The following is a 24,431-nucleotide window of genomic DNA, read 5'->3' on the forward strand; positions in this document are numbered from 1 at the left end:
AAAAACAGCTGTAAAGAAAGAGAATGAGAATTCAGAAGGGAATAAAGTATGCTGAAGATAAAGAATTACGTAAAGGCAGAAAGCCTTGAACAGGCATATGAACTGAACCAGAAAAGAACAGCCTGTGTGCTGGGCGGTATGGTCTGGCTGAAAATGGGAAACCGGAACATCATGACGGCCATTGACCTATCAGGCCTTGGGCTGGATACCATTACAGAAACAGAAGAAGCCTTTGTGATCGGCTGCATGACACCGCTTCATGCACTGGAAACCCATAAAGAGCTGAATGCCTATACGAAGGGTGCCATCCGGGAAAGCGTGCGGCACATTGTAGGCGTGCAGTTTCGAAACTGTGCCACAGTGGGCGGAAGTATTTTCGGAAGATTCGGATTTTCCGATGTGCTGACTATGTTCCTGGCGCTGGATACCTGGGTAGAGCTGTACAAGGGTGGAACCATTCCTCTGGCGCAGTTTGCATCCATGGAAAAAGATAACGATATCCTGGTAAATATCATTGTGAAAAAACAGCCGCTGAACACAGTGTACTTAAGCCAGCGGAACAATTCCACAGATTTTCCGGTGATCACCTGTGCGGCTGCTCTTATTGACGGAGAAGCAAGAACTGTCATTGGCGCCAGACCCGGAAAAGCAATGATCGTAGAAGATGAAGAGGGGATCTTAAAAGATTTTGCACAGATGGATGCACAGCAGAAAAAGGAGGCAGCAGCTTCTTTTGCCGCATATGCGGTGGAACATGTTCCTACAGACAAGAACATGCGTGCTTCAAAGGAATACAGAAGCCTTCTTGTGAAAGTCCTTACGAGAAGAGCCTGGGAAGAGATCGGAGGTAGAGCAGAATGAATATCACTTTCTGGCTGAATGGTGTAAAACGGCAGGCAGAGGTACGTTCGGATGAACTGCTTCTGGATTTCCTGCGGAAAAACAGCTGTTACAGCGTAAAACGTGGCTGTGAGACTGCAAACTGTGGTCTCTGTACTGTGCTGATGGATGAACGTCCGGTACTGTCCTGCTCCATGCTGGCTGCCCGCGCAGATGGGAAACGGATCGTGACTCTGGAGGGAATGCAGGAGGAAGCAAAGGAATTCGGAGCTTTTATGGCCAATGAGGGAGCAGAGCAGTGCGGCTTCTGCAATCCGGGATTTATCATGAATGTGTTTGCCATGTTAAAGGAACTGGATGATCCTACAGAAGAGGATATCCTGGAGTATCTTTCTGGAAATCTGTGCCGTTGTTCGGGATTTGTGGGACAGACCAGAAGTATCCTGAAATTTCTCGACTATAAAAAAGGACAGGAGGAAGGAAAATGAAATACGTAAACAAGCCGGTACCAAAAACAGATGCCATGTCGCTGGTAACCGGAAAACCGGTCTATACCGATGATCTTGCACCTTCTGACTGCCTGATCGTCAAGATTTTAAGAAGCCCTCATGCCAATGCATGGGTGGAAGAGATCAAAACAGATGCTGCAAAGAAGATCGAGGGGATTGCCTGTGTTCTCACCTATGAGGATGTTTCACACAAAAGATTTACCCTGGCCGGACAGACAGCACCGGAGATCAGTCCCTGGGATCGTTATATCATAGATAAGCATGTGCGTTTTGTGGGGGATCCGGTTGCCATCGTAGCCGGTGAGACAGAAGAAGCAGTAGATAAAGCCCTGAAGCGCATTAAGGTAAAATATCGTGTGGAGGAAGCAGTTCTGGATATCCACACAGCCAAGGATAATCCGATCCTGGTGCACCCGGAGGATGACTGGTATATGCCGATCCCGGCCGGCGGAGATAATAAACGGAATCTCTGCTCCTCCAATGTAGAAGAAGTGGGTGATGTGGACGCCATGCTGGAGAAATGTGCGTATACAGTAGACCAGGTTTACCACACAAAGGCAAATCAGCAGACCATGATGGAGACCTTCCGTACCTACTGTTATATGGATCATTTTCAGAGACTGACGGTGGTTTCTTCCACACAGATCCCGTTCCATATCCGAAGGATCGTAGGAAATGCGCTGAATATTCCGTCTTCCAAAGTCCGTGTGATCAAGCCGCGTATCGGAGGGGGCTTTGGTGCAAAACAGTCCTCTGTCAGTGAGGTTTTTCCGGCACTGGTAACCTGGGTTACCGGACGTCCGTCCAAGATCGTTTTTTCCAGAAAGGAATCCATGATCGCATCTTCTCCGCGTCATGAGATGGAGATCCATATCCGTATGGGTGCGGACGAAAACGGTATTGTAAAGGCGATCGATCTTTATACCCTTTCCAACACCGGTGCCTATGGAGAGCATGGGCCTACAACCGTAGGACTTTCCGGACATAAATCCATTGCATTATACCGCCATACAGAAGCCTACCGTTTTGCCTATGATGTGGTTTACACCAATATGCAGGCAGCAGGCGCTTATCGTGGCTATGGTGCCACACAGGGTATTTTTGCTGTGGAGTCCGCAGCAGATGAGCTGGCTCATAAGATGGGTATGGATCCGGTAAAATTCCGTGAGCTGAACATGCCTATGGAGGGAGAGGCGCTTCCTGGATATCCGGATGTACCGATCAACGGCAGCTGTACCATGGATAAATGTCTTGCCCGTGCAAAAGAAATGATCGGCTGGGATGAAAAATATCCGTTCCGTGATATGGGCAACGGAAAAGTACGTGGTGTCGGTATCGCCATGGCTATGCAGGGATCTTCCATTGCGGGGATCGATGTTGGCGGAGCAGATATCAAATTAAATGAGGATGGTTCCTATACACTGGCTCTTGGCTGTTCCGATATGGGAACCGGATGCGATACGATCCTTGCACAGATGGCAGCAGACTGTCTGGATACTGATATGAAAAATATCGTGGTGTTCAGTGTGGATACGGATATTTCTCCTTATGATTCCGGTTCTTATGCATCTTCCACAACTTATGCCACCGGAAATGCGGTGATCCAGGCCTGCGGAGAGCTCAGGAAGAGAATCCACGCTTTTGGTGCACAGATGCTTGGTGTATCTGAGGAAGAATCTGATTTTGACGGAGAAAAAGTTCGCACAGAAGACGGAAAAGAGGTAACGCTGCAGCAGATCGCAGGAAAAGCAACCTGTGGAGTCTGCAGTGAGCTTCAGGTTGTAAAAGAATATTCTTCTCCGATCTCTCCGCCACCGTTTATGGTAGGTGCAGCTGAAGTGGAGATCGATAAGGAAACCGGACAGATCGATGTCGTTGATTATGTGGGCGTGATCGACTGTGGAACCCCGATCAATCCAAATCTTGCCAGAGTGCAGGCAGAAGGCGGTATCGGTCAGGGTATCGGAATGGTTCTGTATGAGGATATCCAGTATACAGATAAGGGAAAGATCCGTAACAATTCCTTTATGCAGTATAAGATCCCCAACCGTATGGATATTCCGAAGGTACGGATCGAGTTTGAAAGCAGCTACGAGAAGACAGGTCCTTTCGGTGCAAAATCCATTGGTGAGCTTGTGATCGATACACCTTGTCCGGCCATTGCCAATGCGGTTTATAATGCAACAGGTGTACGTGTCAGAGAGCTCCCGATCACTCCGGAAAAAGTTGCGATGGGAATTCTTGAGCAGGAAGCCGGAGAGAAGAAATGAATATGGTGATCAAATGTCTGCTGGCAGCTTTGTGGCTGCTGGCAGTTCCGTGGGCAGCCGGAGGGACAGTCTTTTACAAAAGTAAAAAGAAATCCATGGGCATGTATCTTCTTGCCGGGTATCTTCTGATGTTTTCCGTTGCGGAACTGATGATACTTCCGATGATGTGGGCAAAACTTTCGCTGCATATTCTGGAATACAGTTTTGCGGGAGTTATGGCTGTGGCAGCTGTGGCAGGATTTATTTTTATGTGCAGAGAAAAACGTATGTCCGGAAACGGTGAAAAAAAACACATGGAAACATCGGTATATTTCTGGATTGCGGCAGTGCTGATCATTTTTCAGCTGGCGGTTGCATCATTTCTGGCACATATGGATGCCGACGATGCTTTTTATGTGGCAACTGCCACAACGTCTGTACATACAAATACGATTTTTTCCATAAATCCATATACCGGTTATGCATATGCACATCTGCCAAGCAGATACGTTCTGTCGCCGTTTCCGGTGTTTCTTGCAGTGGTGAGTTCTCTCTGCGGATTTCATCCGGCGATTGTGGCACATATGATATTTCCGGCAGTATTTATTTTTATGGCTTATGTGGTCTTATATCAGTATGCAAAAAAATGGTTCCCTGAACAAAAGAACGCCAGGGGAATTTTTATGATATTCTGTGCAGTATTGATCTGGTTTTCGGGATATTCCATTTATAATTCAGAAAACTTTCAGATGATTCGTATCTGGCAGGGAAAAGCCTGCCTGGCTTCTGTTTTTCTTCCATTGCTTCTGTATCTGGGTTGCTGCATTATTCTGGAGAAGCAAAGGGAATATACGTGGCTTTTGCTTCTGATGGCAGATATTTCCTGTTGTCTGCTTTCTTCCATGGGGATTATTCTGGCATGTATCATGCTGGTGGTTCTTATGGTGATGGGACTGGTGCGGTTTCGAAGCCTTGAAAAAGCTGCATGTACGGCACTGTGCTGTCTGCCATCCCTGATTCTGGGAGCAATATATATTGTGATCCGATAGGAGAAGAGAATGAAAGAAATCGTTACATGGGCTGTTACCATATGGGATATGTACTGGGGCAATGGATGGGTACAATATCTGCTGGCGCTTAGTGGAATTGGTATACTGATTCTGGGAAGAAAGAAAGGGATCGCACTCAGACTGTTTTTTTATACGGTTCTTCTGCTGGGGTTGTTTTTCTGTCCTGTATCCGGACGCGTGATTATGCGGTGTATAGGAGAGAGCGTATACTGGAGAGTTCTCTGGCTTTTGCCTACAGTACCTGTAATTGCAGGCGGTTTTACAGAAGTTGTGAGCAGGTTGAAAAATGGAATTTTGCAGGCAGTTCTGACGGCGGTTCTTGTGGGGGCAGTCGTTATTTCCGGAACAGGCATGATAAAAGCTGGGAATTTTGAAAGAGTTTATAACCATCGGCAGGTTCCGGATGAAATTGCAATGATCTGTAACAGAATCAATGCTGACAGAAACAAAAGTGAAGTAAGAATTGCGGCAGATGAATATGCGGCATCTTATATCCGGGTTTATGATCCGTCGCTGAAAATGGTATATGGACGAAGAGGATATGGGGCTGCGGACAAAACTATAAAAAGTCTGTATAAACAGATTACTTCCGAGATTCCGGATGGAAAAACGGTATCCGATCTGGCGAATACTGCAGAATGTACTTATGTAGTTATGGTACCTCCGGATGAAAAATTTCTTCAGGATATGGAGAATGGAGGTTATCGTATTCTGGATACGGTGGATCTGTATTATATTTTTGTATGTGAACAGCACAGATAAAGAGTTTTGGGCGTGGATATCATTGCAATCTGCGCCTGAAATAACACAAAATGTATAATGAATGTACACTGTTCAAAAAAATCTTTACAATTTCCGGCTTTTGTGCTAAAATCAAAGACAGTGTAAACCTACTTTGATAATTTCATACCTGATTTAGAAGTTATGTTTTTCATTATGCACCTGTAGCTCAGTGGATAGAGCAGTGGTTTCCGGTACCATGTGCGGGGGTTCGATTCCCTTCAGGTGTGTTACCCGGGACAGTGGGAATTGTTCCGGCGTGTTGTTATGATAAGGAGGACAAGAACTTGGATGATTTCAGAGAATGGTTATCAGATAACCTTCGCTATTTTATGCTAGGCGGAGCAATTCTGGTGATCGTGCTTGTTCTGATCTTTGGCGTCCGCGCCTGTGTTGGAGGTAAGAAGGGGAATTCCAATGAAGATCAGAAAACAGCCCAAAGTAACCAGGAAAATGATCCTTCTTCTCCGGCAAATGATGGGGAGACAGACGAGAAGAAAGACGCCAGTCCCGCGACAGATACGAATGCGGAGACAACCATGGAAAAAGCCAGCACGGAAGTAACCGAGCTGATTCAAAGCTATTATAAAGCTTTTGGGGAAAAAGACATTGCAACACTTAAGACGATTGAGGACGGATTTACACCGGCCGATGAGTCACAGATTAATTCAAGGGATTATATTGATGGGTATGAAGTACAGGATGTTTATGCGAAAAAAGGATTAACGGACGATTCGTATGTCGTTTATGTGGTCTTTAATTATATCTGTACAGGTATTGAGACTCCGGTTCCGGCGCTGAGTCAGTTTTATGTAGAAACGGACAGTGACGGCAGCCTGAAGATCAAAGGTGGTGCTGATGAAGATGCAGATATCAGTGCCTATGTAAAAAAACTGGAATCTGGAAAAGATGTGCAGGATCTCATCACAAAAGTAAAAGCGGATTATGAAGCAGCGCAGGCGAGTGATTCGGCCTTGGCAGAATTTCTTCAGGGACTTGGTGATGATGCAAGTGCTTCCGCAGATGCGGGAACAGTACTTACAGTTACAGAGGACTGTAACGTTCGTGCTTCAGCAGATTCAGAGGGTGAGGTTATCGGTGGACTTTCTGCAGGAACGGAAGTTGAGAAGAAGGGGCAGGAAGGCGACTGGATACAGGTTGATTATGATGGACAGACCGGATATATATACAGCGGTTTGTTAGAGTAATAAGGGTAATAAAAATGCAGGTTCTTTCTGGAACCTGCATTTTTGATGTTCCGATATAATGAAATATCATTTTTTGAGTGAACCATCTGCGGCAAAGGTGTATTTCTTACCATCAATGGTAAGGGTGCCCGTTTGAAGAATTCCATCTTCGTCCAGATAATAACGTTTTTTGTTGAGCTTGATCCAGCCACGCTGCATGATACCATTTTCGTTAAAGTAATATCTGTGTCCGTCAGTATCTGTGAGCCAGCCAGTGTAGGCTTCTCCGTTTACGAGAAATTTCCAGTCTGATCCATCCGCTGTCCAGATGCCGTTTTCGGCTTCCGGAGAAACATTTCCGTTTTCCGGAACTTTAGAAGGTACCGGGGATGGCGTTATGGACGAAGTAGCGGAAATCTCCGTGCTGGATGATGTGGAATTATGGCCTGAATTGGAGGCCATAACGGAAATATCGTCTGTATTTCCGGTGACAACAGAATTATAATTGTTTCCAAATGGACCGGCAGATGACTGAGTAAACAGAAGACCGCAGATCAGACATAAAAAAACAGTAATAAAAATCAGCAGCCGGTTTATTTTCGGATTACGGTCTGGCATAATTTTTCCTCCTGATTACTGGTATGTTTTTGTTTATCATACAATACATGCACATAAAATACAAGGAAAATAACCGGTTGCGAATATATGGGAAAAAATATATAATAGAACAATGGACGAAAAAATCAGAATTAATAAATATTTAAGCGATGCAGGTGTCTGCTCCCGAAGAGAGGCAGACAGATTGACAGAAGCAGGACGTGTGACCGTAAACGGAATGCCTGTTTCTACGGGAATGAAGATATCAGCAGAGGATAAGATCTGTATTGACGGAAAACCGATAAAAAAACAGGAAAAAAAGATATTGCTTCTTTTTCATAAACCGAAAGGAATTGTCTGCAGTACCAGACAGCAGCGAGATGAAATAACCGTGACAGAATATTTGAATTATTCGGTAAGGATATATCCAGTAGGCCGCCTGGACAAGGAGTCAGAGGGTCTTCTTCTTCTCACCAATGAGGGAGATCTTGTGAATCGTATCATGAAAGCAGGAAATTATCATGAAAAGGAATATCAGGTAACGGTCAATAAAACGGTAACCGAAGAATTTATCCGGGGTATGAGCGGCGGCGTGCCAATTCTGGATACTGTTACACGTCCCTGTAAGGTAACAAAAACTGGAAAAAACAGTTTCCAGATTATTCTCACGCAGGGACTGAACCGGCAAATCCGTCGTATGTGTGAATATTTTGACTATAAAGTTGTGACATTAAAAAGAGTACGGATTATGAATCTGTATCTGGATGGCCTTGCAGAAGGAGAATACCGGGAGATACGGCCGGAGGAAAGAAAAAAGCTGGAGGAAATGCTTTCCTCAAAAAGAACAGAAAAAGAGACAGGAGGAAGCCATGAGCGAAACATCCATAAAAAGAATGAAAGAGCTGGGAGAAAAGCTTCGGGAAGCGTCCAGGGCGTATTATCAGGAGGACAGGGAGATTATGCCCAACGTGGAGTACGACGCTCTGTACGACGAACTGAGCGCACTGGAGAAAGAAACAGGAATCGTTCTGGCAGACAGCCCAACCGTTAGTGTTGGCTATGAAGCGGTAGACCAGCTTCCCAAGGAGGAACATGAGCGTCCAATGCTATCTCTGGATAAGACCAAGGAGCGGGAAGCACTGCGTGAATTTATCGGAGAACATCCAACGCTTCTTTCCTGGAAACTGGACGGACTTACGATTGTACTCACCTATGAAAACGGAGAACTGGTAAAGGCAGTTACCAGGGGAAATGGTATTGTAGGTGAAGTTATTACCAATAATGCAAAAGTTTTCAAAAATATCCCGCTTAAGATTTCGTTTAAAGAACGTCTGATTCTGCGAGGCGAGGCAATTATCACATATTCTGACTTCGAAAAAATTAATGAAACTATCGGCGATGCAGATGCAAAATACAAAAATCCGAGGAATCTCTGCAGTGGCTCCGTGCGCCAGCTGAATAACGAGATTACGGCAAAAAGAAATGTCCGTTTTTATGCGTTTTCATTGGTAAGTGCGGATGGGGTGGATTTTCAGAATTCCAGGGAAATGCAGTTTCGATGGCTGAACGCGCAGGGATTTGATGTGGTAGAATACCGCAAAGTCACAGGGGATACTCTGGATGCTGCCATGGATTATTTTGCAGATGCGGTTACAAAGAATGATTTCCCATCGGATGGACTGGTGGCATTGTATGATAATATTTCCTATGGAGAATCCCTTGGAACTACAGCCAAGTTTCCTCGAAATGCCATGGCTTTTAAATGGGCAGATGAAATGCGTGATACGAAACTTCTGGAGATTGAATGGAGCCCATCCAGAACCGGCCTGATCAATCCAGTGGCTATTTTTGAACCGGTGGAACTGGAAGGTACTACAGTGAGCCGTGCCAGTGTGCATAATATCAGTATTATGAAAGAACTGAAACTGGGAATTGGAGATACCATCCGTGTATATAAAGCGAATATGATTATTCCGCAGATAGCGGAAAATCTGACAGGAACCGGAAATGCTCCGATTCCTCATATCTGTCCGGCCTGTGGGCAGGAAACTGTTATAAAAAAAGAAAATGATGTGGAGTGCCTTTTCTGCGTTAATCCGGGATGCCCGGCAAAAAAAATTAAATCTTTCGGGCTTTTTACAAGCAGAGATGCCATGAATATTGACGGCCTTTCGGAAGCGACACTGGAAAAATTTATTGCTCGTGGATTCATTCATGATTTTGGAGATATCTTTGAGATTGGCCGATACCGGGATGAGATTGTGGAAATGGAAGGTTTTGGGCAGAAATCTTATGATAATCTCATAGAAAGTTTGGAACGGGCAAAAGAAACGACTCTTCCGAGGGTGATTTACAGCCTTGGAATTGCAAATATTGGTCTTGCCAATGCGAAGGTGATTTGCCGCCATTTTGATAACGATCTGGAGAAAATTCGGCATGCCAGTCTGGAAGAGGTCAGTGATATTGATACGATCGGGCCTGTAATTGCCGGAAATCTGGTGGCATATTTTCAGGATGCGGAGAATAACCGCCGGCTGGATCATCTTATGAGTTTTCTTCACATTCAGGAAGAAGGACCGAAACAGGAACAGATTTTTGCAGGAATGAATTTTGTAATTACAGGAAGCCTGGAGCATTTCGGGAACCGAAGCGAGGCAAAGGAACTGATTGAATCTCTGGGCGGTAAAGTGACAGGCTCTGTTACAAAAAAGACCAATTATCTGATTAACAATGATATTCAGTCCAATTCATCCAAAAATAAAAAAGCAAGAGAACTGGGAATTCCGATTCTTTCCGAAGAAGATTTTCTGGAACTTACAAAACAGCAGTAAGAACTGTAACAGAGCGGTTTTGATAAATTCCGCTTATATATAAAGGAGGGCGAACAATGCCGATCAAAACACAGGGGGATCTGCCTGTAAAGGAGATTCTTGAAAGAGAAAATATATTTGTGATGGATGAGAAACGTGCCATGCACCAGGACATCCGTCCGATTCAGATTCTGATTCTGAATCTGATGCCGCTGAAAGAAGAAACAGAGCTGCAGCTATTGCGTTCTCTTTCCAATTCACCGCTGCAGGTAGATGTGACTTTTATGGCGGTGGAGAGCCATGAGGCTAAGAATACATCCCTCAGCCATCTGAATAAATTTTATGAAACATTCACAGATGTAAAAAAACGTAAATTTGACGGAATGATTATCACTGGAGCTCCGGTTGAGCAGATGCCTTTTGAAGAGGTGGATTACTGGAATGAACTGACAGAGATTATGGACTGGACAGAGGAGCATGTGACTTCCACGATCTTCCTTTGCTGGGCAGCACAGGCCAGTCTGTATTATTTTTATGGACTTGAGAAGAAACCACTGGACAAAAAAATGTTTGGCCTTTTCTGGCACAAAGTACTGAACCGGAAAATCCCGCTGGTACGTGGCTTTGATGATGTATTTCTTGCTCCACATTCCAGACATACGGAAGTACCGATTGCGGATATTCATGCGTGCAAAGATCTTACAGTTCTGGCAGAAAGCGAAGAAGCGGGGCTGTTTCTTGCCATGGCAGAGGACGGACGTAAGATTTTTGTTATGGGTCACCCGGAATATGACAGAGTAACTCTGGACGGAGAGTATAAGCGTGATCTTGCCAAGGGACTTCCTATTGAAATCCCCAAGAATTATTATAAAGATGACGATCCAAATAACAAACCAATGCTTACCTGGAGAGCACATGCAAACAATTTGTATACAAACTGGCTGAATTACTACGTATACCAGAGTACTCCATACGATCTGTACGGAGCACCGGATTTTAGGGAGATTTAAGGGGCTTGAAACCCGCAGGGTTGAGCCATTTCTGGGGATTTTGGCATGAAAATGGAAGAGGGCGGATAACTTCATATAAGTTGCCGTAAATTCACGAAAGTTTTTACAAAAATGGGGTAAAAATGGTGTAGATAAAATTTCAAGAGAGATATAATAAAAAGTTGGCGTAAACCCTTGTCCTATATAGGGAATCGCCAACTTTTGCTTTTTCGGAAAAACTTCAATTTTGAGAGTGGTTAGAATACAATTATGTTAAAAATTTAATATACTAAAATCAATCAACAGATCACTGTAAATTCCAGCCTTGACAGAATCCGTAAAGGAATATTCCTCCATAGTAGATTGCTCAAAATTGTATACAATAATTCTGCTCTTGTCAGGATCAACAATCCAATATTCTTTTACGCCTGCGGTTCTGTATTTAAAGAGCTTAGTGTAGTAATCCATCCGTTTACTTGCAGGAGATACAATCTCAATGATCCAGTCAGGAGCACCATTGCAGCCCTTGTCATTCAGTTTATTTGGGTCACAGATAACAGAGATATCCGGTTCCACATATGTGTTTGTGGATTCATCCAGATAAACAGCAAACGGGGCAGCATAAACTTGACATTGTCCTTGATGATCTTCAATGTAACGATCAATAATGCTAGTAAGCTTTGTTGAAATCCGCTGATGCTTACGACTGGGCGGAGCCATATAATAAATTTGTCCGTCAATCAGTTCAGCACGTTCTCCCTCTGGAAGAGCATATATATCTTCTATAGTATAAGTATCTTCTTTGAGTAATGGCATTTTTTCACGCTCCCTTCTTAATAAGTCAGGTTCCTGTTATTATTATACCGGATTGAAGCAAAACATTCAACGTTGATCCGCTTATCCTGCCATCTCAGAAAGCAGTTCTTTCTTATACCAGAGCACCCCATACGACCTGTACGGAGCGCCGGATTTTAGGGAGATTTAAACTGGAAAGAAAAAACATTTATTTTATGCAAACTTTATTTGCTTATTTAAAGGATTGGTGCTATAGTAAAGTTGGTTCCGACAAACGAAGAATTTGCGGATTCCGGCAGCCGACCGGCGGGGCCATTTTACTGTTGTATCCGGTCACGGCCTGAATCAGGAAAGAAGGAAGAGGGAAAAAATTGCGTAAAAAATCACATATACTGTTGGGCAGATACCTGGCTGACCAGATGTCTGAGGTGTACAGTCTTCAGCAACACAGAAAAGCGTTTTGCCTGGGTAACATTATGCCGGATCTGAGACCGTCGTTTCTTACTACCAGACATGAGTTTTTTGGAACATTCAATCAGCTTCAGAGTAAGATGAAGGAACTGGTTGAGAGAAACCCGGAGGAAGAAAATGCCAGGGTGTACTGGCGCAGATTCGGTGAGGTCATGCATTATATGGCTGATTATTTTACTTTTCCTCATAACAGGACATATAAAGGGAGTCTTGCAGAACATAATTCCTATGAGGCAGAGCTGAAGAACCGGTTGAAAGAATGCATTTTAAGTGGCAGAGCAGATAGCCAGCTGGAAGAAGCGAAGCATTTTGACAGCTTTGAGGAGCTTGTGGAGTATATTCGTGAACGTCATGCGTATTATCTGGAAAGCCCACGCTGTATTGCGGATGATATTCGCTTTATTCTCAGTGTATGTTATCAGGTGATACAAGGAATTTTTCAGCTCTGTGTCAGAAGACAGTTTCATATGGAAGGACAGCCGGTAACTGCTGTCTGACAGTATACGAGAAAACTGCGGTGTGAAAACATCGCAGTTTTTTGAATATAAATGTTTCTTACGAAAATGTGAATAAAAAGTGAAAAATAGATAAATTGAAAAGGATATCCGGTGAGAACGGTTGATTTCACAAAATTCCTATGCTAAAATAAGTGGAGTTAAACTTTAGGTTATCTAAAATGGTTTAAGGCAGACCTTTATTATAGGGGAAGTAAAGGGATGTTCAAGGAAAGAAGGGAGCATCTTAATAAATATGAAGAACAAGTACCTTAATAAGTTTTTTTGCATCACGATGTTATCAGCTATGGTACTGGCATGCCCAACCGGCGTCAGAGCAGCTGACGCGACAGAAACAGTTGCAGCCGACGGGGATTTTTCCGATGGAGGTGAGGAGGTAACAGAGCCTGAAGTTCCGTCAGAACCGGAACCGACAGAGGCACCGCAGCCGACAGAAGCGCCGCAGCCGACGGAGACGCCAGCACCGGAGCCAACGGAAACGCCAACACCAGAACCTACGGAAACACCGCAGCCAACGGAGACACCGACTCCGGCACCAACGGAAACACCAACACCGGCGCCAACAGTGACACCGGTACCAACAGAGACACCACAGCCTACAGCAACACCGGCGGCAGTGGATGAGGCTAAAGTGCAGGCTGTCATTAATCGGATTAATGCTTTGGCAGACAAAACGGTCACTGCGGATTCTCAGACAGAAATTGCAGCTGCCCGTGCAGCTTATGATGCATTATCAGATGCAGAAAAAGCCAAGGTTACAAATTATGCAACTCTGACTGACGCAGAACAGAAACTTGCGGATATACAGAAGAAAGCAAATAATAACAATAATTCCGGTAACGGAAATTCAGATATTACAGATGGAAATAATGCAACAGCTACACAGATTGGGAATCCGGTATATGTAACAAATATGGTATCCAATCTTCATGCAGGTAAAGATTTTTATCTTGATAGCCTTAAGAATAATTACCACTTAACATTTTCTGATGATTTTGCATCTGTTATGGATGCGATAGAGAAGGAATATAAAGAAAAAAACAAACTTACCGATTCTACACTTGTAGTACGTAACTGGCAGGACATTCTGGCTGTTTATATTTATGAGAAGAGTAAAAGCGGTGAAACATCTTTCACACTGGATGCATCCTGCAAGGAAGATCTTGCAAGAATTTTTGCAGAGATGAATCCGATTGTCAGAGACAAGCAGGATATCACAAAGGTATCCTACGGAAACCGAAAAATTAACTACTATATTAAGAAGAATAATATTGCCAAGAGTGACCGTACGATTCTTAAGAAATATGTAGAGACAGACTGTAAACTTCTCTGTGCGGTTGTTACTGCCTCCAAGGGATTTGTGCGGGAGAGCGTTGGTGACAATGTATCTGAGGATCGTGTGGATGTCATCGCGGCAGCGTACTCTCTGGTTGGTAAAGTGGGATATTTCTGGGGCGGTAAATCAACCGTGATTGGGGAAGACCCAAGCTGGGGAACTGTTGAGAAAGTTTCAGCAGAAGGCAGCAAAAGTTCCGGCACACTGCGTGCGTATGGTCTGGACTGCAGCGGTTTTGTTACCTGGGCAGTTATCAATGGATATCAGGATCAGGGAATGCAGGCAGCTGTTGGAGATGGAACTTCTGATCAGTGGGAGAAGGCAAATGTTGTCAGTGAGGCAGATGCACAGCCTGGAGATCTTGTATTTCAGCGTGGACCGGAGTCCGGAAGTGATAACCACGTAGGAATTCTTTGTGGTAAAACAGATTCTGGAGACTGGATTGCGGTACATTGCTCTTCAAGTAAAAACGGAGTAACTGTAGGGGAAGCCTACAGTGCAAGTTTCCGCTATATCAGACAGCCGTCCTTCTATTCGAATACAACGGTGGATACAACCAGTGAAAATACGGAAAATGCTGTGACAGAAGCAAATGCAGAAGAACTTCTTACAGATGTTGTAAAATCCACAGCGCTTCAGGACGCTCTTGCATCCAGTGATACAGTTTCCAATAATCTTCTTGAGAATTTTAAGAATAAGTCACTTCAGGATGATGAAGATGATGAAGAAGTTGAGGATTTGATTCTGGATACGGAAGCCATTAATGATGCGGTAAGCACTTTTGACGATGTAGAGGCACTGGAAATCGAGAATTAAGAAACAGTGGCGTGATAAGGGCAGTTTCCTGTGGGAGGCTGCCCTTTCTTATAATCGGTATTTAAGAGCGAAAATATAACGAGGATAAAAAATGAAAAAAATTTTTTCAAGCCGCATAATAACAATCGCAGTGATCCTGGCGCTTGTGTTTCAGCCATGCAACGTACAGGCTGGTGCTTTTGATCAAATCCGAGCTATTGCCAGAAGCGTTTTTTCGGGAGAGCCGGAAGAGGTGGAAAAACTGCGCCAGATGGAAGTGGCGCAGAGTGAAGAAGGACATCAGGAATATTACTTCAAACAGCTAAGTGAAGAAGAACAGAGAGTGTACAGGGAAATCCTTCGTGGAATTCGCGCACGGGAAAATGATTTTTATCTGACACTTTCGGATGATGATAGCATTGACAGAAGTTATCATGCAGTACTGAAAGACCATCCGGAAATTTTTTGGGTACATAATCGTGAAAAAATTTATAAAACAACATATTCAGACAGTGATTATTGTACATTTGCGCCTGGATACACTTATACAGACAGTCAGATAGAAGAGATTCAGACAGCGATGGAAGGGGGATTTCAAGCGGTCAGAAAATTGATTCCGGAAGATGCCAGTGATTATGAAAAGGTTCGTATTGTTTATACCTATATTATAGATACGACAGAATATCAGTCCGGGGAAGATGACCAGAGTATTGCCGGGGTATTCTGGAAAAAAGCTGCTGTATGTGCAGGGTACGCGGGAGCTGTCCAGTATCTTCTGGAAAGATTGGATGTTCCATGTATTTATGTGGACGGAAGTACGAGAGAAAGTACAGAAGGACATGCATGGGATATTGTAAAAATAGGCGAAGCGTATTATTATGTAGATGCGACAAACGGAGATCAGCCGGATTTTTTGAATGGGGATGCAGCTCAGCTGGAAGAACATAAGACTACAATTTATGATTATCTCTGTCCTTTCCCGGAAGAATATGAAAAAACCTATACACCATCAGAAGAGCTGACAGTTCCCAAATGTACAGCGAAGGATCTGAACTTTTATGTTTTGAATCAGGGATGTTTTGATGAATATGACTGGCAGACAATAGATGACTACTGTAAAATGAGACTGGATAATGGTGCAGCAGTGGTACGTTTTAAATTCAGCAATCAGGAAGCTTTTGATGCGGCTTGTAAGGAATGGCTGGACGGTGGAGAAGTACAGAGGGTAGCACAGTATTATATGAAACTGAATGGTCTTGGACAGGTAGAGTATCATTATGGAGTGTTGAATAATTTTTATACCATATATTTTATTTTTTGAATATAGGATTGTGTTTACGGATATATGGCAGAAGGCTTTGATTATAAAAGAAGTTTGAAAAAGAAAGGAGCAGGATAATGAATATGGATATGCTATCAAGAGTGTTTGATATGATACAGAGGGTTGGAGGAATGGAACAAGTCGGCCAGCTTATGGTAATCGTGTATGGTGTGATTTGTGTTTTTGGCCTTATGAATTGTATTCTTGGATACCGTATCTTGCGGTTCTGGATGATGATTTTCGGATTTCTCATCGGCGCCGGAGGCGGTTTTGCGGCAACTTATATATCCGGTGTCCAGGATAAAATGGTAATTGTGGGTGCGATGGCTGGTCTGGGTATTGTACTGGCAATTGTTTCTTTTTTGATTTACAGGGCGGGTATTTTTGTGCTGGGATTTGGCATTGGAATATCCTTAAGCATTTATCTGGTTCATCCGACCAGTTCATTTTCTTTCTTTCTCTGCATTTTAATTGGTGTAGGACTTGGTGTTTTGGCCATGCGCTATGCAAAAGGTGTGATTATTATCGGAACCAGTGTGCTTGGAGGAGTTCTGACCGGAATTTCTATCGCTCAGATAGGCGGTCTGGCACAGTTTCCCTATGGGATTGGCATGGCGGCTGGAATTGCGCTTCTTGGTATGCTTATCCAGTTTACAATTAACAAGGATCATTATGATGAGGAAGAGGATGAGGAAGAACCATACGAAGATACAGATAAACGAATAAGAAAGAAAAATGCTTCCAACAGTCAGGAATATGATTCTAAATATAACAGAGAAGACTTATATAAAAATCCTTCAGATAGACGTTCGGAAGGCAGAATACGAAATACAGATTCTGATGAAAGGTATTCCCGCAGGAATACAGGGCGTAATAAAGAATATTCTGACAGAAAAAAATCAGCAGATATTCAGAGAAGAATCCGCAGAAGAGAAGAAGACAGTTCTTCGGACAACCGAAGAAGTGCAAGAAGCAGCGCTAGCGCCGGCAGAAGAACGGCATCGGAAAGAAACAGTTCCCCGGATCGAAGACGAAGTAGCACAAGCCGAAATTATTCTTCTGATACAAGAAGAAGCCAAGGCCGTAATTCGTCTGGAAACAGCGGACAGAGCGGCCGAAGATCCCGCTATAATGATTCGGAGCCAGAAGATCGTGACGTTTCTTATTATGATGATGTTTATGAAGAACCTGTGGATACATATGATGATTTTGAAAGACGCCAGCAGAGAAAAAGACAGATGGACATTGAAAATATGGCAGATTATGATGATCTGAAATCCACAGAAGCTACAGATACGGAAGATTATGATGAATGGAAAGATAATTAAGAGAAAATTCGGGGAGTGACAGAAATGGGAAAAGAAGCGAAGACCAATGCGATGCGTATGCTTGACAGAAAAAAAGTGAAATACGAGGCAATCGCCTATGACTGCGGAGAATTTATTGACGGAATCCACTGTGCGGATATTACAGGTGCGCCTCATGATCAATCTTTTAAAACTCTGGTTATGGAAGGAAAAAGTGGTGGCTATTATGTATTTGTGGTTCCGATCGAAAAAGAGGTAGACAGGAAAGCGGCGGCGAAATCCGTTGGAGAAAAAACGGTAGATATGATTCATGTGAAAGATCTTACGAAGATTACCGGCTATATCCGAGGAGGCTGCAGTCCTCTTGGAATGAAGAAGAATTATCCGGTAGTATTTGATCAGTCAGCGGAGAATTTTGAGGAAATTTATGTGAGTGGCGGAAGAGTAGGGCTTACTCTGAAAGTTCCACTTAAAGATCTCCTGGATGTGACACAGGGAAAACTTGCTCCGATCACAATGGAGTAACGGATTGACAAAAAAGAAATACTAAAAAGCTTCTGCATGCGGGGAAAACCTGCGGCAGGAGCTTTTTTACTGACAAAAATCCCCTGCATCTGCTTTTTATAAGCAGGCAGGGGAAATACATGCATCAAAATGGTTATGAAAAATTTAGTTATCCTGGGCGTCTTCTTCATTAACCTGGAAGACATGGCGTTTTTTGGCCATCTCATCGCTTGCAAGATATTCATCATAAGTTGTGATTTTGTCAACCAGTTTGCCGTTTGGAAGGATTTCCATGATACGGTTTGCAGTTGTCTGTACGAACTGATGATCGTGGGAAGTGAAAAGGATCACGCCCGGGAATTTGATCAGTCCATTGTTTAATGCTGTAATGGACTCCATATCCAGGTGGTTGGTAGGCTCATCCAGAATCAGGATATTGGCTCCGGAGATCATCATTTTGGAAAGAAGACAACGTACCTTCTCGCCACCGGAAAGGACACGGACACGTTTCACGCCATCCTCGCCAGGGAAAAGCATACGTCCCAGGAAGCCACGTACATAAGTTGCGTCCTTGATCTCGGAGTACTGTGTAAGCCAGTCTGTGATAGTGAGATCGTTATCAAACTCCTGGGTATTGTCCTTCGGAAAATATGCCTGGGAAGTGGTGACACCCCATTTGTAATTTCCTTCATCCGGCTCCATCTCTCCTGTAAGAATCTTAAAGAAGGTTGTAATTGCCTGCTCATTGGCACCTACGAAAGCAACCTTATCTTCACGTCCGAGAGTAAAGGAAATATTATCCAGAACTTTTACTCCGTCAATAGTCTTGGAAAGATTTTCGACCATAAGGACTTCGTTTCCGATTTCACGGTTTGGACGGAAGTCGATATATGGATACTTACGGCTGGAAGGACGCATATCGTCCAGCTGGATTTTTTCCAGGGCACGCTTTCTGGAAGTTGCCTGTTTGGATTTGGAAGCGTTGGCACTGAAACGGGAAATAAATTCCTGGAGCTCTTTAATCTTCTCTTCTTTTTTCTTATTGGCTTCTTTCATCTGTTTGATCAGAAGCTGGCTGGATTCAAACCAGAAGTCATAGTTTCCGGCATAGAGCTGAATCTTACCATAGTCGATATCAGCAGTATGTGTGCAGACTTTATTCAGAAAATAACGGTCATGGGATACTACGATAACGGTATTATCAAAATTGATCAGGAATTCCTCCAGCCATTCAATAGCAGGAAGGTCCAGATGGTTGGTAGGCTCATCCAGAAGAAGGATATCCGGATTTCCGAAGAGGGCCTGTGCAAGAAGGACCTTGACTTTCATACTACCGGTAAGGTCTGCCATCTGTGTATAGTGGAACTCGGTGTCAACACCAAGGCCGTTCAGAAGAGTAGCGGCATCGGATTCTGCTTCCCAGCCATTCATCTCCGCAAATTCGCCCTCAAGCTCGCTAGCACGGATACCATCTTCGTCTGTAAAATCTTCTTTTGCGTAAATGGCCTCTTTTTCTTTCATGATCTGATAGAGTCTTTCATTACCCATGATAACAGTATCCAGAACAGGATAGGCATCATATTTGAAATGATCCTGCTGCAGGAAAGAAAGTCTTTGTCCAGGTGTGATTACGATATCACCCTTTGTTGGCTCAAGCTGGCCGGAGAGGATTTTGAGGAATGTAGATTTACCTGCGCCGTTAGCGCCGATTAATCCATAGCAGTTGCCCTCTGTAAATTTGATGTTAACGTCTTCAAAAAGTGCTTTTTTTCCAACACGCAGTGTGATGTTGTTTGCTGAAATCATATCATACCTCTTTTTTCATTAATAAAAATCGTTTCAATTACATAGTATAACATTACAATCGTTTCCTATTGTACCGTAAACTGAAAAATTTGCAAGCTGTATTTTCTTTTTTTATATAAATAGAGGAAAAACAGCGGATTTACAATGAATTACAGGAAAATAATAACCTTTTATTATTGAAAAAAATGCGTTATACTGACGTATATGATAAACAGAGCAGCCTGGAATTAAAGATATATTTTGACACGGATGAAACACCCGGGAACGTGTCGGTACAGGCAGGGGCAGAAATTATCATAAATCAGCAGCTTAGTTGAACAGAAGAGAGGTTAGAGATGTTTATCACCAGAGAAAGCGATTATGCGATGCGGGTTGTCCGCGCATTGATGGGGGAGACGCGTTTAAGCGTCAGTGAGATCTGCGAGAGGGAGGCGATTACAGCACCTTTTGCCTACAAAATACTGAAGAAACTTCAGAATGCGGGAATTGTAGAAGGATATCGCGGAGTTCATGGCGGATATGCCCTGAAAAGAGATCCTGCGGATCTGACATTATATGATATATATAGTGCGATTGATTCTGACATGTCTATCATTGAGTGTCTGAATGGAAAATGTGAATGTACAAGAAACGGTCAGGACGGTGTGCCATGTTATGCTCATGATGAACTGAAAGAAATTCAGGGACAGCTGTGGGCGATGCTCCGGCGGAAATCCATGAAAGATCTTTTTGAAAAAGAGGAGCAGTAAACTGCCGTGACAGGTGAAAATAAGCGTATGATAAGATAATAAGAAGAGCGGGAAAGGAGCAGGAATGAAGCTTCTGGCCGGCTCTTTTTTCTTGTCAAAAAGATAACAACGTTTGTACATGATAATATACAAAAAACAGCGAAAGAAAATGGACATAACTGGGAATCTATGCTATAATAACCAATGGAATTTTAGGCCCTTGACAGCCTAAAAATATATTTTCAACAAACCTTTAAGGAGGAATAAACAAATGGCAAGAAAGATGAAAACCATGGATGGTAACCATGCAGCCGCTCATGCATCATATGCTTTTTCTGATGTAGCTGCTATTTACCCGATTACCCCTTCATCTGTAATGGCTGAGGCAACAGACGAGTGGGCAACTCAGGGAAGAAAGAACATCTTTGGACAGGAAGTACAGGTTACAGAGATGCAGTCTGAGGCTGGTGCAGCAGGTGCTGTTCACGGTTCTCTGGCAGCAGGTGCCCTGACTACAACCTACACAGCTTCCCAGGGTCTTCTGCTTATGATCCCGAACCTTTACAAGATTGCTGGTGAGCAGCTTCCGGGAGTTATCAACGTATCTGCCCGTGCACTTGCTTCCCACGCACTTTGTATTTTCGGTGACCATTCCGACGTTATGGCCTGTCGTCAGACTGGATGTGCAATGCTTTGTGAGTCTTCTGTACAGGAGGTTATGGACCTTACACCGGTTGCTCATCTTGCAGCAATCAAAGGAAAAGTTCCGTTCATCAACTTCTTCGACGGATTCCGTACATCTCATGAGATCCAGAAGATCGAGACATGGGACTATGAAGATCTGAAAGATATGGCAGATATGGACGCAATCGCAGAGTTCCGTAACCGTGCTCTGAACCCGAACCATCCATGTCAGAGAGGTTCCGCTCAGAACCCGGATATCTTCTTCCAGGCAAGAGAGGCATGTAATCCATATTATGACGCTCTTCCGGCAGTTGTTCAGGAGTACATGGACAAAGTTAACGAGAAGATCGGAACAGATTACAAACTGTTCAACTACTACGGAGCTGCTGACGCTGAGCACATCATCGTAGCTATGGGTTCCGTAAACGATACCATCGAGGAGACAATCGATTACCTTATGGCAGCTGGTAAGAAAGTCGGTGTTGTTAAAGTTCGTCTTTACAGACCATTCTGTGCACAGGCTCTTATCGATGCAATCCCGGATACAGTTAAGCAGATCTCTGTTCTTGACAGAACAAAAGAGCCAGGAGCACTTGGCGAGCCTCTGTATCTTGATGTTGTTGCAGCTCTTCGCGACAGCAAGTTCAGCGATGTTAAGATCTTTACAGGACGTTACGGACTTGGTTCCAAAGATACAACACCTGCACAGATCGTAGCAGTATATGAGAACACTGAGAAAGAGAAATTCACAATCGGTATCGTTGATGATGTTACAAACCTTTCTCTTGAGACAGGTGCACCACTTGTTACAACACCAGAGGGAACAACAAACTGCAAGTTCTGGGGACTTGGAGCTGATGGTACTGTAGGTGCTAACAAGAACTCCATCAAGATCATCGGTGATAACACAGACATGTACGCTCAGGCTTACTTCGATTATGACTCCAAGAAGTCCGGCGGTGTTACAATGTCTCACCTTCGTTTCGGTAAGAAACCGATCAAATCCACATACCTGATCCACAAAGCAAACTTCGTTGCATGTCATAATCCGTCCTATGTTAACAAATATAACATGGTACAGGAGCTTGTTGACGGAGGTACATTCCTTCTGAACTGTGCTTGGGATATGGAAGGACTTGAGAAACATCTTCCAGGACAGGTTAAAGCTTTCATCGCTAACCACAATATCAAATTCTACACCATCGACGGTGTTAAGATTGGTATTGAGACTGGCATGGGACCAACACGTATCAATACAATCCTTCAGTCCGCATTCTTCAAACTTACAGGAATCATTCCTGAGGAGCAGGCTATCGAGCTTATGAAAGCTGCTGCTAAAGCTACTTACGGACGTAAAGGTGATGACGTTGTTAAGAAGAACTGGGCAGCTATCGATGCCGGTGCTAAACAGGTCGTAGAGGTTCAGGTTCCGGAGAGCTGGAAGAACGCTGAGGACGAGGGACTCTTCATGTCTCACGCATCCCACGGTGCTCAGGAAGCTCAGGACTTCGTAAACAACATCCAGTGCAAGATCAATGCTCAGGAAGGTAACAGCCTCCCAGTATCTGCATTCAAGGATTATGTAGATGGTACAACACCATCCGGAACAGCTGCATATGAGAAACGTGGTATCGCAGTTAACGTTCCTGTATGGGTTCCGGACAACTGTATCCAGTGTAACCGCTGTGCATATGTCTGCCCGCATGCTGCAATCCGTCCGGTTGCCATGACAGCAGATGAGACAGCTAACGCTCCAGAGGGAATCAAGACACTTCCGCTTACAGGAATGAAAGAGTATACATTCACAATGACTGTATCCGCTCTTGACTGTACAGGATGTGGTTCCTGTGCAAATGTCTGCCCAGGAAAGAAAGGCAACAAAGCTCTTGAGATGGCTCCACTTGAAGCTAACGCAGGAGAGCAGAAATACTTCGATTACGGTGTAACACTTCCTCAGAAGGAAGACGTTATCGCTAAATATAAAGAGACAACTGTAAAAGGCAGCCAGTTCAAACAGCCGCTCCTCGAGTTCTCAGGCGCTTGTGCAGGTTGTGGTGAGACACCATACGCTAAGCTGATCACACAGCTCTTTGGTGACAGAATGTACATTGCAAATGCTACAGGATGCTCCTCTATCTGGGGTAACTCTTCACCATCTACACCATACACAACAAACGCTAAGGGACAGGGTCCTGCATGGTCCAACTCTCTGTTCGAGGATAACGCAGAGTTCGGTTATGGTATGCTTCTTGCACAGCGTGCAATCCGTGGCGGTCTGAAAGAGAAGATCGAAGACCTTGTAGCTAACGGAACAAACGAGGATGTTAAGGCAGCTGGTCAGGAATGGCTGGATACTTACGCTGTAGGCGCAACAAATGGCGCAGCTACAGAGAAACTCGTTGCAGCTCTTGAGGCTTGCGGATGTGACAAGGCTAATGAGATCCTTGCACAGAAAGACTTCCTCTCCAAGAAATCCCAGTGGATCTTCGGTGGTGATGGATGGGCTTACGATATCGGATTCGGTGGTGTTGACCACGTTCTCGCAAGCGGACGCGACATCAACGTTATGGTATTCGATACAGAGGTTTACTCCAACACAGGCGGACAGTCTTCCAAGTCTACACCGACAGGTGCGATCGCTCAGTTCGCAGCAGGCGGAAAAGAGACTAAGAAGAAAGATATGGCATCTATCGCAATGAGCTATGGCTATGTATACGTAGCACAGATCTCCATGGGTGCTGACTTCAACCAGACTGTAAAAGCAATTGCAGAGGCAGAGGCATATCCGGGACCATCCCTGATCATCGCTTATGCTCCATGTATCAACCATGGTATCAAGAAAGGTATGAGCAAAGCTCAGACAGAGGAAGAGCTGGCAGTTAAGTGCGGATACTGGCACAACTTCAGATTCAACCCGGCTGCTGAGAACAAGTTCAGCCTTGATTCCAAGACACCGGATATGGAGAACTATATGGACTTCCTGAACGGTGAGGTTCGTTACAACTCTCTGCAGCGTCAGAATCCTGAGAAAGCTGCTAGACTGTTCGCTAAGAACGAGTCTGAGGCTCAGGCTAGATATGAGTATCTGCAGAAACTTATTACTCTTTACGGAGCAGATAAGAAAGAAGACTAATTACT

At 44.0% G+C, this 24,431-nt stretch carries 18 protein-coding genes, 1 tRNA gene and 1 pseudogene; 17 read left to right on the top strand and 3 right to left on the bottom strand.

What is annotated here, in order from left to right; genetic code table 11:
- Window positions 1-48: 48 nt before the first annotated feature.
- The 7 genes from KQI39_RS00565 to KQI39_RS00595 all read left to right on the top strand — a co-directional run bounded on the left by KQI39_RS00565 (window position 49) and on the right by KQI39_RS00595 (window position 6,656).
- Window positions 49-861: an FAD binding domain-containing protein gene (locus KQI39_RS00565; RefSeq protein WP_216415751.1), complete on the top strand. Its 813-nt coding sequence runs from the start codon at window positions 49-51 to the stop codon at window positions 859-861.
- Window positions 858-1,328 (top strand): (2Fe-2S)-binding protein, encoded by a 471-nt coding sequence (locus KQI39_RS00570; RefSeq protein ID WP_216415753.1) that lies wholly within the window; start codon window positions 858-860, stop codon window positions 1,326-1,328. The genes KQI39_RS00565 and KQI39_RS00570 overlap by 4 nt, the downstream gene beginning before the upstream one ends.
- Window positions 1,325-3,619 carry a xanthine dehydrogenase family protein molybdopterin-binding subunit gene (locus KQI39_RS00575; protein ID WP_216415755.1) on the top strand — a complete coding sequence of 765 codons (2,295 nt, stop codon included), beginning with the start codon at window positions 1,325-1,327 and terminating at the stop codon, window positions 3,617-3,619. The genes KQI39_RS00570 and KQI39_RS00575 overlap by 4 nt, the downstream gene beginning before the upstream one ends.
- Window positions 3,616-4,647, top strand: coding sequence for a DUF6077 domain-containing protein (locus KQI39_RS00580; RefSeq protein ID WP_216415757.1), 1,032 nt, complete (start codon window positions 3,616-3,618; stop codon window positions 4,645-4,647). The genes KQI39_RS00575 and KQI39_RS00580 overlap by 4 nt, the downstream gene beginning before the upstream one ends.
- A gap of 9 nt (window positions 4,648-4,656) precedes the next feature.
- The gene (locus KQI39_RS00585; protein ID WP_216415759.1) at window positions 4,657-5,430 is read left to right on the top strand and encodes a hypothetical protein; all 774 of its coding nucleotides are present in this window, start codon (window positions 4,657-4,659) and stop codon (window positions 5,428-5,430) included.
- A gap of 176 nt (window positions 5,431-5,606) precedes the next feature.
- Window positions 5,607-5,678: transfer RNA gene (locus KQI39_RS00590), tRNA-Arg, on the top strand.
- Window positions 5,679-5,735: 57 nt separating this feature from the next.
- Window positions 5,736-6,656, top strand: coding sequence for an SH3 domain-containing protein (locus tag KQI39_RS00595; protein WP_243278965.1), 921 nt, complete (start codon window positions 5,736-5,738; stop codon window positions 6,654-6,656).
- 66 nt (window positions 6,657-6,722) lie between these two features.
- On the opposite strand, the gene KQI39_RS00600 is transcribed toward KQI39_RS00595, so the two are convergent.
- Window positions 6,723-7,253, bottom strand: a complete 531-nt coding sequence (locus KQI39_RS00600; protein WP_216415761.1) for an N-acetylmuramoyl-L-alanine amidase family protein — start codon at window positions 7,251-7,253, stop codon at window positions 6,723-6,725.
- 112 nt (window positions 7,254-7,365) lie between these two features.
- Here KQI39_RS00600 and KQI39_RS00605 point away from each other — a divergent pair.
- The 3 genes and pseudogenes from KQI39_RS00605 to metA form a co-directional block, all read left to right on the top strand.
- A pseudogene (locus KQI39_RS00605) lies at window positions 7,366-8,016 on the top strand (pseudouridine synthase); the annotation flags it as partial.
- A gap of 85 nt (window positions 8,017-8,101) precedes the next feature.
- Window positions 8,102-10,063 carry an NAD-dependent DNA ligase LigA gene (gene ligA, locus KQI39_RS00610; protein ID WP_216415763.1) on the top strand — a complete coding sequence of 654 codons (1,962 nt, stop codon included), beginning with the start codon at window positions 8,102-8,104 and terminating at the stop codon, window positions 10,061-10,063.
- A 56-nt stretch (window positions 10,064-10,119) separates the two neighbouring features.
- Entirely contained in the window at window positions 10,120-11,052 is a 933-nt protein-coding gene (gene metA, locus KQI39_RS00615) for a homoserine O-acetyltransferase MetA (RefSeq protein ID WP_148448738.1), read from the top strand.
- A 252-nt stretch (window positions 11,053-11,304) separates the two neighbouring features.
- On the opposite strand, the gene KQI39_RS00620 is transcribed toward metA, so the two are convergent.
- Window positions 11,305-11,847, bottom strand: coding sequence for a Uma2 family endonuclease (locus KQI39_RS00620; RefSeq protein WP_216415765.1), 543 nt, complete (start codon window positions 11,845-11,847; stop codon window positions 11,305-11,307).
- A gap of 350 nt (window positions 11,848-12,197) precedes the next feature.
- Here KQI39_RS00620 and KQI39_RS00625 point away from each other — a divergent pair, with 350 nt between their 5' ends.
- From KQI39_RS00625 to ybaK, 5 genes are all read left to right on the top strand, one after another.
- Window positions 12,198-12,794, top strand: coding sequence for a zinc dependent phospholipase C family protein (locus KQI39_RS00625; RefSeq protein ID WP_216415766.1), 597 nt, complete (start codon window positions 12,198-12,200; stop codon window positions 12,792-12,794).
- A 253-nt stretch (window positions 12,795-13,047) separates the two neighbouring features.
- Window positions 13,048-14,964 (top strand): C40 family peptidase, encoded by a 1,917-nt coding sequence (locus KQI39_RS00630; RefSeq protein WP_216415768.1) that lies wholly within the window; start codon window positions 13,048-13,050, stop codon window positions 14,962-14,964.
- A 91-nt stretch (window positions 14,965-15,055) separates the two neighbouring features.
- Complete coding sequence (locus KQI39_RS00635) at window positions 15,056-16,264, top strand: transglutaminase domain-containing protein (protein ID WP_148448746.1); 1,209 nt, start codon at window positions 15,056-15,058, stop codon at window positions 16,262-16,264.
- Between the two features lie 110 nt (window positions 16,265-16,374).
- The gene (locus KQI39_RS00640; protein ID WP_216415770.1) at window positions 16,375-17,592 is read left to right on the top strand and encodes a TMEM198/TM7SF3 family protein; all 1,218 of its coding nucleotides are present in this window, start codon (window positions 16,375-16,377) and stop codon (window positions 17,590-17,592) included.
- 24 nt (window positions 17,593-17,616) lie between these two features.
- Window positions 17,617-18,096, top strand: a complete 480-nt coding sequence (gene ybaK / locus KQI39_RS00645; protein WP_173761745.1) for a Cys-tRNA(Pro) deacylase — start codon at window positions 17,617-17,619, stop codon at window positions 18,094-18,096.
- A 144-nt stretch (window positions 18,097-18,240) separates the two neighbouring features.
- On the opposite strand, the gene KQI39_RS00650 is transcribed toward ybaK, so the two are convergent.
- Window positions 18,241-19,881, bottom strand: coding sequence for an ABC-F family ATP-binding cassette domain-containing protein (locus KQI39_RS00650; protein ID WP_021650411.1), 1,641 nt, complete (start codon window positions 19,879-19,881; stop codon window positions 18,241-18,243).
- A 335-nt stretch (window positions 19,882-20,216) separates the two neighbouring features.
- Between KQI39_RS00650 and KQI39_RS00655 the strand changes: the two genes are divergently transcribed.
- Both KQI39_RS00655 and nifJ read left to right on the top strand, forming a co-directional pair.
- Window positions 20,217-20,630 (top strand): RrF2 family transcriptional regulator, encoded by a 414-nt coding sequence (locus KQI39_RS00655; RefSeq protein WP_148448752.1) that lies wholly within the window; start codon window positions 20,217-20,219, stop codon window positions 20,628-20,630.
- 250 nt (window positions 20,631-20,880) lie between these two features.
- Window positions 20,881-24,426 carry a pyruvate:ferredoxin (flavodoxin) oxidoreductase gene (gene nifJ, locus KQI39_RS00660; RefSeq protein WP_148448754.1) on the top strand — a complete coding sequence of 1,182 codons (3,546 nt, stop codon included), beginning with the start codon at window positions 20,881-20,883 and terminating at the stop codon, window positions 24,424-24,426.
- Window positions 24,427-24,431: the final 5 nt, after the last annotated feature.

This window comes from Blautia sp. MSJ-36 (assembly GCF_018917985.1).
Classification (GTDB): domain Bacteria; phylum Bacillota; class Clostridia; order Lachnospirales; family Lachnospiraceae; genus Blautia_A.